We start from the raw sequence: 9,884 nt of genomic DNA, 5'->3' as shown, positions 1-9,884 counted from the left end.
GCGCGTCCGAGCATTTGTGTCATCAATATTTTACTCGTCGTCGGTCGTGTTAAAAAGACCGTTTGGACATTAGGTAAATCTGTCCCCTCTGTCAACATATTTACATTGATGAGCACAGGAAATTCTCCGCGCTTAAATGCTACGATATGTCGGCGCCTTGCTTCTTGCGACGTATCGATACGCAATGTGTCATCTGTGACGCTCGAAATAATTGCCTCAGCGTGAATCCCTGATAAACGGAATGTTTCACGAAGGGCGATTGCATGAACCCGATTCATCGCAAAAACGAGCGTCTGCCCGTACGCTGCTTCATGTTCCTTGTAATGTTGAGTGATCAGTTCATTTCGCTGATGATTGTCCGTTAATTGACGTGATACGTGTTGCGGTAGTTTATCTAACGCTTGAATTTGGTGGATGTCACGCTCTTTCCAATCCGTCTCGACGATGTAATTCGTTTCCACATCGATGAGGTGAGGCTCGGCTAAAATTCCTTTTGTAATGAGTTGGGTTAAGTCGATTTTATAAACGATATCATCGTGAAAAATAGCACGCATCGACCCGACTTCTTCCTCCGCCGTACGAAAAGGAGTTGCCGTTAGCCCGAGCAAGGTCACCGATACGACAGCTTCTAAACTTTCCAACAGTTCACGATATGTTCTCGTTGGCGCATGATGCGCTTCATCAATGATGACGAATAACTCTTCATCATTAGCGAGCCACTGTTGCAAAACCGCTTCTTGACGATACAAACTATCTTTACTCGCGATGATGACATCGTCTGTCATTTCAATTGCTCGCGCGCGTTCATGGACGCCGGATATGACACGACAGTGATAGGTCTCGCGCTCTGGGATCAGCTCTTCATAGGAGACATTCAAAAAGGCGTGATGCGCTTGGTCAAGCAATTCATGTCGATGAGCGAGCCACAGCACTTTTTTCCCTTCTGCGATGCTCCGCTTCGCAAGAAAACGTGCCGCGGTCGCCGTCTTTCCCCCACCTGTCGGCAAGACAAGCAAGCTTGAAAAATGACGTTTTTGTTCATATAAGCGGTCTAAATGATGAAGAGCCTCTTCTTGATGAGGGTACGGTCGCTGTGGTGTGAATCCACTTTGAACAGTGATTTGTGTCGCCCGCTTCGCTTCTAATGTGTGCATCTGCGCTTTTTTCTCTACTTGAAAATGAATCGCTTTTTCAAGGGAGACAGTGGCGATCGTTTCGCCTGGATTGACGTAATGTAACTCGTATACTTCCATCATTTCATGCCACCGTGTCACGAACGCTTCCGTACGACGTTTCGTTCTACATTGGCGCAAAATCGTCCTCACCTTCACTTGAGTTTGGCCGTTTAGATTTTGCTCCGCTCTCTCTTTTAATTTTTCTACATACTGTCGCATACCCGTCGCTCCTTTTCTTTACTCCCCTCAATTATCTCAAAACCCTCTTTTTTGTAAAGTGCTTCTCTTTCGAAATACCGTGTTGAAGACAAATTAGATATGACGAAAATTATATTTCATTTCATTAAATTTTAATTTTTAAATTGTTTTGAATTTGCTCCCCCGCTCTTTTAAGTTCTCTAGATACAATTCCATATCTACCATTTCATTTCTTCACTTTATTCAATTATCTCAGATGTTTATTTTCTAGAAATTCCGAAAAGCTCTATAACTTTTTTGTGTTTTTATGTTACTTTATGTTTACTTATGATAAAGTTTGTGTTAAATTGTTAGTGAAAACGATTACAAAGGGGTGTTATATGTGAAAAGAAGTTTTATTTTTATGTTTATTGTTTCTTTAATTTTAGTTTTAACAGCTTGTGGGAATGGTGGAAAAGACGCTACTCCTAAAGAGAAAGTTGAAGGCGTACCTGATGAAGTTCAAGGTGATATTCAAGTAGCTGTCATTCGAAATTTACCATCAGACGATCACACAAAACAATTTTTAGATGGGGCACGTAAAGAAGGAGAAGCGTTAGGTTTCAAAGTAGATACCTTCATTTCGGATGGAGATGACGCTAAGTTCCAAGATCTAGTAAAACAAGCAATTCAAAAGAAATATACAGGCTTAATTATTTCACATGGAAAAGAAGGTTATTCACAGGAGTTAATTCAACCAGCACTAGACGCTGGAATTAAAGTCGTTACATTTGACACTGTAGCTGACAATGAAGGACTAACTGCCACTGTTCAAAATGATCAAGAATTAGCAAGATTAAGTTTAGAAGAAATTGTAGCTTTGAGTAAGAATAATGAACCTGTTAAAGTCTTAAAATTATGGTTTGGAGGAATTCCACCATTAGATACTCGAGAACAAATTTACAAACAATATGAATCTGAAGGTAAAATTCAAACTATTGAAACTATTGGACCTTCGAATATGCAAGATATACAGGGAGACATCTCTTCAAGTGTAAGCTCGATTCTAAGTAAATATCCTGAAGGTACTATTGATGCGATTTGGGCATCATGGGATGAACTAGCTAAAGGTGGATACAACGCTTTAAAAGATAATAAAAGAACAGATATCCCATTAATTTCTATTGATATATCAAACCAAGATATTAACTTAATGAACGAAAAAGAGAGCACTTGGCTATCAACAGCAGCTGTTGATCCCAACTTAATCGGAACGATGAATATGCGTCTATTAGCTAAAAAAATTGCAAATGAAGATACACCAAGTGAGTATCAACTAGAGCCTAAACTCATTAAACAATCAGATTTAAAAGAGGATACTAATATGACAAATCTACATGAAGTTGTGGATGGATGGGGAGTTTCAGATGATTTCATTGAAAATTGGATGTCGAAGTTAAAAGAAGTTTATTCGAAATAATTCAAAATAATCGTGCACATTGAGATATCTCTGTGTGCACGTCCTTTCGAAATATAAAATTAAAGTTGGTGATAAGTAATGAAAGCCGTTGAATTAAAAATGAACAATATAAATATTGAATTCCCGGGAGTTCACGCTTTAAAAGGAGTGGATTTCACACTAAAATCAGGTACTATCAACGCTTTAATTGGTGCTAATGGTGCTGGAAAATCTACTCTGATGAAAATCCTTTCTGGATCATATAGTCATTATACGGGAGAAATCACATTAAACGATAAGCCTGCAACGATCCGAAATCCTAAACAAGCTAAAAATTTAGGAATTGATATCGTTCATCAAGAAGTAGATATTGCATTAGTTCCATACCTAACTGTAGCTGAGAACATACTATTAGATAAAATAGCCAACAATATGGAGAATAGACACCGAATAAAATGGAAAGAAATTCATCAAGAAGCTAAAGAAGTTCTTTTGCAGCTAGATATCCATTTGCCAACACATCGCTTAATTTCTGAGTTAACTTTAGCCGATAAACAAATGGTGTTAATTGCTAGATCTCTTATTAATAAACCTAAATTTTTAATTTTAGACGAACCAACAGCACCATTAAGTGATACTGAAACAGAAAAGCTATTTTTTACTATAAGAAAATTACAAAACGAATTTAATATAGGAATAGTTTTCATCTCACATAGATTACCTGAATTATTTGAAATTTGCGAAAATATAACAGTCATGCGTGACGGGTTAATCGTGTCGAATACGAAAATTAAAAATACAACGATTGATGAAATCGTTAAAGATATGCTAGGTGATGAATCTACACATCTTTATGTAAAAAAAGAAAAAACTATCGGAAATACAACATTACAAGTAACAGATTTAACAAATCATGATCTCTCTATTAAAAATATCTCTCTTCACATTAATTCTGGAGAAATTGTAGGTATTGCCGGTTTAGTAGGAGCTGGTAAAACTGAACTTTGTAAAACATTGTTTGGTGATTTCCCGATTAAAAGTGGCACTATCCAAATTAATGAGGAAATACAAAAATACAAAAATACTGCACAAGCTGTAAATAAAGGTATTGCCCTTGTTCCTGAAGAGCGACGTAAAGAAGGCATTTTTGTCGATGAACCTGTTTATAAAAACTTTACAATTTCACATTTAAAAAATTTTTCTAGTCGATTCAATATCCTTTCTCAAAAAAAAGAAAGAGAAATTTCCAAAGAAATGATAGCAAAACTTGGAGTGAAAACACCTAATGAACTTCAAAATATTGGATTACTCTCTGGAGGTAATCAACAAAAAGTAGCTGTTGGAAAATGGTTAATTTCCCCTGCCCACGTTTATATATTTGATGAACCAACTAAAGGAATTGACATTGGTGCTAAAGCTGAAATGTTTGAACTAATCGATCAGCTTGCTAGCGAAGGTAAAGCTGTTCTGTACGCCTCTAGTGAATTACAAGAGATTTTAACAATTACAGATCGAATTTATATTATGTATGACAATAAAATCGTTAAAGAAGTTTTAACTAAAGATACTTCAGAAGAAGAAATTATGTTCTTTTCAACAGGAGGTACTAAATGATGGACACATTAAATTCGAAGAATATATTGAATTTCTTAAATAAATGGGGAGTTATTTTAGCAGTAATTTTAATTATTCTCTTCTTCACATTCTCACTACCTGATTTATTTTTAACAAGCTCAAATATTATTAATATTTTACGAAGCATTTCAATTGTCACTATTATAGCAGTTGGTCTTACGATTTCTTTATCGGTCAATGGGTTTGATTTATCTGTTGGCTCTGCTGCTACCGTTTCAAGCTCTTTAATTATTTCATTCTTCGTTTGGTATAACATGCCTTTCGGTATTGCTCTACCTTTAGCAATTTTATTAACACTTATTATTGCTGGAATCAACGCTTTTTTAATTGTAAAAGTTAAAATTCCTGATTTATTCGCTACTTTATCTACGATGTTTATTTTTGAAGGGGTTGCGATGACTTACACAGGTGGTGGATCAATTAGTGTCGGTATGCCTAAACTCGACGGTTCTCCTACTACAGGAAAACTTCCTGAACTTTTTTTAAAACTAGGACAAACTCCTTGGATTATCATTATCATGTTAATTTCAGTATTTCTAGTACACCTTTTCTTAAATCATTCAAAACATGGTAGATACATGTATATGATTGGTGGCAATCAAGAAGCCGCTCGACTCTCAGGAATTCCTGTTAAAAAATATCGCGCACTAGCTTATGTACTGTCTACATTCTTTGCAGCATTAGGCGGTATAGTTTTAGCTTCATACGTTGGTTCTTCCCAAATCAATGCTGGTTCAGGTTATTTAATGCCTGCAGTTGCAGCTGCTTTTATAGGTTCTTCATTCGCTGGACATGGTAAACCAAATGCTATTGGAACCTTTGTAGGTGCCGTACTCGTTGGTGTTTTAGAAAATGGACTCGTTATGATGTCCGTTCCTTACTACTCTTTAAATATTGTGAAAGGTACTGTGCTTGCCCTAGCATTAGCATCTACGTATTACAGCCAAAAGAAATTTTAATTAAAAAGGAGTGTTCACAATGACTAAATTCACTGAATATTTTTTAATGAATTCTGAAGATGCCAAAAAATATGCTTTTGAAAAAACTGATATTTTTACAAATTTAGACAATTTGAAGTGTGAAGAAATTGGTGATGGGAACTTGAATTATGTTTTTAAAATTCAAGATATTCACACAGGCCATTCCATTATTTTGAAACAAGCAAGCACAATAGCAAGGATTTCAGATGAGATAAAACTTTCAACAAATCGAATTCGTATCGAATCAGATATCCTTTCTTTATATGGCAAGTTTACTCCTGAACATGCACCACATGTTTTTTCTTACGATCCTATTATGAATTGTTTTTTAATGGAAGACCTTTCAGATCACGCTATCTTACGTTCTAGTCTTAACGAATTTCAAACCTACCCTAATTTGGCAGACCATCTTTCTACTTTCATTACAAATGTGCTATTACCGACTACCGATTTTATAATGGACCATCAAGAAAAGAAAAATGAAATTAAACGGTTTATTAATCCTGATTTATGTGATATTTCTGAAGAGTTAGTTTTTACCGAGCCTTACACAAATCATAATAATCGAAACTTACTTTTTGAGCCACATAAAGAATGGCTTCAAAGTACAATTTCAGATGATCTCAAATTACATTTTGAAGCAGCTAAATTAAAATGGAAATTCATGAATAATCCTGAAGCTTTAATTCATGGCGACTTACACACTGGTTCTATTTTTGTCACAAAAGATTCTACTAAAGTTATTGATCCTGAATTTGCTTTTTATGGACCTATTGGATACGACATCGGGAATGTCATTGCAAATATGCTATTTGCACATGTTCGAGCATACGTATACAAACAAAGTGATTATTTAAAATGGAGTGAAAAAACAATTGTTCAGTTTGTAGATTTGACTTTCTCTAAAATGGAAAGTTTCTTAAATTCTCAAAATACTCACTCCTTCTTCTCTTCTAATTCATTCATTTCAGACTTTTTAACGAATGTCAAAAAAGATACTGCCGGTATGGCAAGCTTAGAAATGATTAGACGAACAATCGGATTAGCTCAAGTAATTGATATTACTTCTATTGAAGACGATAATTTGAGAATGTTTGCTGAAAAAGTGATTATCCTTACAGCTAAACATTACATGCTTAATCCAAGTTCGTTACTTACAGGCCAAGACTATATGAATATTTTAAATGAAAAATTAAGTGAGGCGAAAAACTATGAAAACAATTGAATGGAAAGATAACTCAGTTATTTTATTAGATCAACGAATTCTTCCTAACAAAATTGAATATGTCGTATGTAAAGATGTCAAATCGGTATGGCATGGTATCCAAGATATGATTGTCAGAGGTGCCCCTGCAATTGGTGTAACAGCGGCTTATGGAATGGCCATAGGTGCATTAAATATTAATACTGATGACTTAAACACATTTAGAAAAAATTTCAAAGAAATTGGAGATTACTTAGCTACTTCACGCCCTACTGCTGTTAATCTTTTTTGGGCTATCGAACGAATGATTGCATGCTCAAATGAAAGTGTTCATTCTGTTATAGATTTGAAAGAACGATTAGTTGATGAAGCTATCGAAATTCATAAAGAGGATGAACTTATTAACTATAAAATTGGCGAAAATATGCTTTCTCTATTAGAAGATGGTTGTGGAATTTTAACACATTGTAATGCTGGTGCTCTAGCAACTACTAAATACGGGACAGCAACAGCCGCTATCTATCTCGCACAAGAAAAAGGATGGAATTTTAAAGTCTATTCAGACGAAACAAGACCTCGTCTACAAGGCTCTACACTAACCGCTTTTGAATTGCACCAAGCAGGCATTGATGTTACAGTCATTACTGATAGTATGGCGGCTGTTGTGATGGCAGAAGGTAAAATTGATGCAATTATTGTTGGAGCCGATCGAGTAGCCGCTAACGGAGATGTAGCTAATAAAATTGGAACTTTTAATTTATCCATTTTAGCTCGTAACTTTAACATACCGTTGTATATCGCAGTCCCAACGCCTACCATCGATTTAGAAACTAAAACTGGGAAAGATATACCAATTGAAGAGCGAGATCCCCTCGAAGTTATTTGTGGTTTTGGTTCTTTCACTGCGCCGAAAGATGTTAAGGTGTATAACCCTGCTTTTGATGTTACTCCTGCTGATAATATTACAGCTATTGTTACAGAAAAAGGCATTGTTCGAGCTCCTTTTGAAGAAAATTTAAAAAAACTGTTCCAATATTAGCTCAAAATTTAGGAGAGAGTGAGCGTGTCGCAACAGTGTTACCTGAAAATCGCAGAAAACAAATTATAGAAATTTTAAAAACAAAGGATTATGCAGAAGTGAGTTATTTAAGTGATACTTTCAAAGTCTCGGAAATGACCATTAGACGAGATATTGATCGCCTAGAAAGTGAAGACTTAGTAGTGAAAGTTTATGGTGGAGTTCGTTTAAAAGCTTTAAATGAACGTGAATGGGAGCTCCCTATAAACGAACGATTAACTGAAAACTATGAGGCTAAAAATTTAGTTACAGATTTAGCTTATGAAGAAATTCAAGATGGTGATGTAATAGCTTTTGACGCTAGTACGACTGCTCTTGTTTTAAGTCAAAAAATCAAATTCACTAAAAAAGTCACGGTAATCACAAACAACATCAATATAGCTTTAGAATTATCCGAAGATCCAGACATTTCCACTATCTTGTTAGGGGGATTCGTGAGAAGAACTTCTCTATCTTTAATTGGTACAGGTATTCCCAAATATTTAGAATCACTATATATCGATAAAGCATTTATTTCTTGTAAAGCGATTAATGCAGAGGACGGTGTGATGGACTCTTTAATGGATGAAGGTGAAGCTAAACAAGCAATCATCAAACGTTCTAAGAAAATCTATATACTAGCTGACCATTCTAAAATTGCAACGACAGCATTTTTTAAAATTTGTCAGCCTACAAGTATAGACTACTTAATTACTGATGAGTTAGTAAATACCGACTCTGCAAAACAACAATGCCTCCAACAATATATCGATTTAGGTGTTGACGTCCAGATCGCAAAGGAATAATGCGGAAGGAGAATTTATGTTATTACAAAAAGAACGTGAAGAGGTCGTAAAATACTGCAAGAAATTAATAACACACCATTTAACAAAAGGAACTGGTGGAAATATAAGTGTTTTTAACAGAGAAAAGGAGTTAATCGCTATTAGTCCTAGCGGAATAGATTATGATCAATTAACTCTAGAAGATATCGTTATTGTTAACTTACAACATGAAATTGTCGATGGTATGCACAAACCATCTAGTGAATTAAATATGCACTCTATTTTTTACAAAAAGAGAAATGATCTCAATGCAATTGTCCATACTCATTCAACATTCGCTAAAACACTTGCTTCTCTTCGATGGGACTTACCTGCTGTTTCTTACTTGGTAGCCTATGCTGGAAAAAATGTGCGCTGTGCTGAATATGCTAGCTTTGGTACTGAACAACTTGCCATTAATGCTTTCGAAGCGATGAAAAATAGAAAAGCAGCTCTTCTTGCAAATCATGGTATGATTGCTGGTGCACACGATTTAAAGAATGCTTTTAATGTCGCTGAAGAGATTGAATTTTGCGCTGAAATTTATTACCGCTCAAAACAACTTGGAAATCCTGTTATTTTAGATGATACTGAAATGGAGAGTATGTTAAACTCCTTTAAAACATACGGACAGAAACAATAAGTTCTATATAGGAGCAATAACCCCCATCGATATTTATTTAAAGATAAATATCGATGGGGGTTTTAACTCCATTTACTTTTTTGATTCATCATTTTTCTTTTTGAACACCGTGTCGAAGATTGATTGGATTTGGTCTGGGGACATGAAGTTGTTGAAGAAGTCGACGACGGATAAGTTCGCTTCTTCTTTTTCTTTCACTTTAAATTGATAGCACACTTCGTTCACTGTATAGCCGAGTGCGTAAGTGATGGATGTGGCAATGGTTGCGTTCATCGCACCCCCGACGATGCTGCCCGCTCCTGGTACGAGCTTCGCCGCTTGAGCGGCTGCCGAGCGGCCTAAGTTCGCCATAATTGTTCCTCCTATTAACCCTTGCAACGCCTGCATAAATTCATGTTGCGATCCCTTCAAGTCGTACATGCGAATGAGGTCGGCGACCATTTTCGTCTGATTCGCAATTAAAAGCGGCGCATCCGCGAACGGAATCGGGGTGAGCGCGACCGTGCCACTAATGGCTGATGCTTTGCCGACGAGGTTAATGCCTTCTTTTCGTTTCAACTTCATATGATGACGTTGTTTCATCGCAAAACTTTGACGTTGCCCTGCTTCTAGTTGTGTCCCCGACCATTCGATTAACGCTTGTAAGTCTAATTTATCGATTAGAGCAGGCACTTGCGACACCGCAAAGACAGGGACATCGAGTTTTGCGAGTTCCGCTTTCATCGCTTCT

Annotated in this window: 9 protein-coding genes; 7 read left to right on the top strand and 2 right to left on the bottom strand. The window is 36.1% G+C overall.

Going from position 1 to position 9,884, the window contains the following annotated elements; translation table 11 throughout:
- On the bottom strand, positions 1-1,394 hold a 1,394-nt coding region (locus VIG73_RS02650), incomplete at its 3' end, for a DEAD/DEAH box helicase (RefSeq protein ID WP_331639003.1).
- A gap of 361 nt (positions 1,395-1,755) precedes the next feature.
- Between VIG73_RS02650 and VIG73_RS02645 the strand changes: the two genes are divergently transcribed.
- The 7 genes from VIG73_RS02645 (at position 1,756) to VIG73_RS02615 (ending at position 9,154) form a co-directional block, all read left to right on the top strand.
- Entirely contained in the window at positions 1,756-2,832 is a 1,077-nt protein-coding gene (locus tag VIG73_RS02645) for a sugar ABC transporter substrate-binding protein (protein WP_328799617.1), read from the top strand.
- 78 nt (positions 2,833-2,910) lie between these two features.
- Positions 2,911-4,425, top strand: a complete 1,515-nt coding sequence (locus VIG73_RS02640; protein ID WP_331639002.1) for a sugar ABC transporter ATP-binding protein — start codon at positions 2,911-2,913, stop codon at positions 4,423-4,425.
- Positions 4,425-5,405, top strand: coding sequence for an ABC transporter permease (locus VIG73_RS02635; protein ID WP_414648361.1), 981 nt, complete (start codon positions 4,425-4,427; stop codon positions 5,403-5,405). Before VIG73_RS02640 ends, VIG73_RS02635 begins: the two co-directional genes overlap by 1 nt.
- A 19-nt stretch (positions 5,406-5,424) precedes the next feature.
- Positions 5,425-6,651 (top strand): S-methyl-5-thioribose kinase, encoded by a 1,227-nt coding sequence (gene mtnK / locus VIG73_RS02630; RefSeq protein WP_194562138.1) that lies wholly within the window; start codon positions 5,425-5,427, stop codon positions 6,649-6,651.
- Positions 6,638-7,669 carry an S-methyl-5-thioribose-1-phosphate isomerase gene (mtnA, locus tag VIG73_RS02625; protein WP_194562139.1) on the top strand — a complete coding sequence of 344 codons (1,032 nt, stop codon included), beginning with the start codon at positions 6,638-6,640 and terminating at the stop codon, positions 7,667-7,669. Before mtnK ends, mtnA begins: the two co-directional genes overlap by 14 nt.
- Before the next feature lie 35 nt (positions 7,670-7,704).
- Complete coding sequence (locus VIG73_RS02620; protein ID WP_194562140.1) at positions 7,705-8,493, top strand: DeoR/GlpR family DNA-binding transcription regulator; 789 nt, start codon at positions 7,705-7,707, stop codon at positions 8,491-8,493.
- A gap of 16 nt (positions 8,494-8,509) precedes the next feature.
- Complete coding sequence (locus tag VIG73_RS02615) at positions 8,510-9,154, top strand: L-fuculose-phosphate aldolase (protein WP_194562141.1); 645 nt, start codon at positions 8,510-8,512, stop codon at positions 9,152-9,154.
- Positions 9,155-9,226: 72 nt separating this feature from the next.
- Here the strand turns inward: VIG73_RS02615 and VIG73_RS02610 are convergent, their stop codons facing one another.
- Positions 9,227-9,826 (bottom strand): YcjF family protein, encoded by a 600-nt coding sequence (locus VIG73_RS02610; protein ID WP_331639001.1) that lies wholly within the window; start codon positions 9,824-9,826, stop codon positions 9,227-9,229.
- Positions 9,827-9,884: the final 58 nt, after the last annotated feature.

This window comes from Cerasibacillus sp. (genome assembly GCF_036516575.1).
GTDB lineage: Bacteria > Bacillota > Bacilli > Bacillales > Amphibacillaceae > Cerasibacillus.
Note: the sequence above shows the minus strand (reverse complement) of the source record. Positions and strands in the feature narration are given on the sequence as shown.

Coding starts and splice junctions, on each gene's coding strand:
- VIG73_RS02640 (WP_331639002.1), top strand. CDS start 2,911: ATGAAAGCCGTTGAATTAAAAATGAACAATATAAATATTGAATTCCCG.
- VIG73_RS02635 (WP_414648361.1), top strand. CDS start 4,425: ATGGACACATTAAATTCGAAGAATATATTGAATTTCTTAAATAAATGG.
- mtnK (WP_194562138.1), top strand. CDS start 5,425: ATGACTAAATTCACTGAATATTTTTTAATGAATTCTGAAGATGCCAAA.
- mtnA (WP_194562139.1), top strand. CDS start 6,638: ATGAAAACAATTGAATGGAAAGATAACTCAGTTATTTTATTAGATCAA.
- VIG73_RS02615 (WP_194562141.1), top strand. CDS start 8,510: ATGTTATTACAAAAAGAACGTGAAGAGGTCGTAAAATACTGCAAGAAA.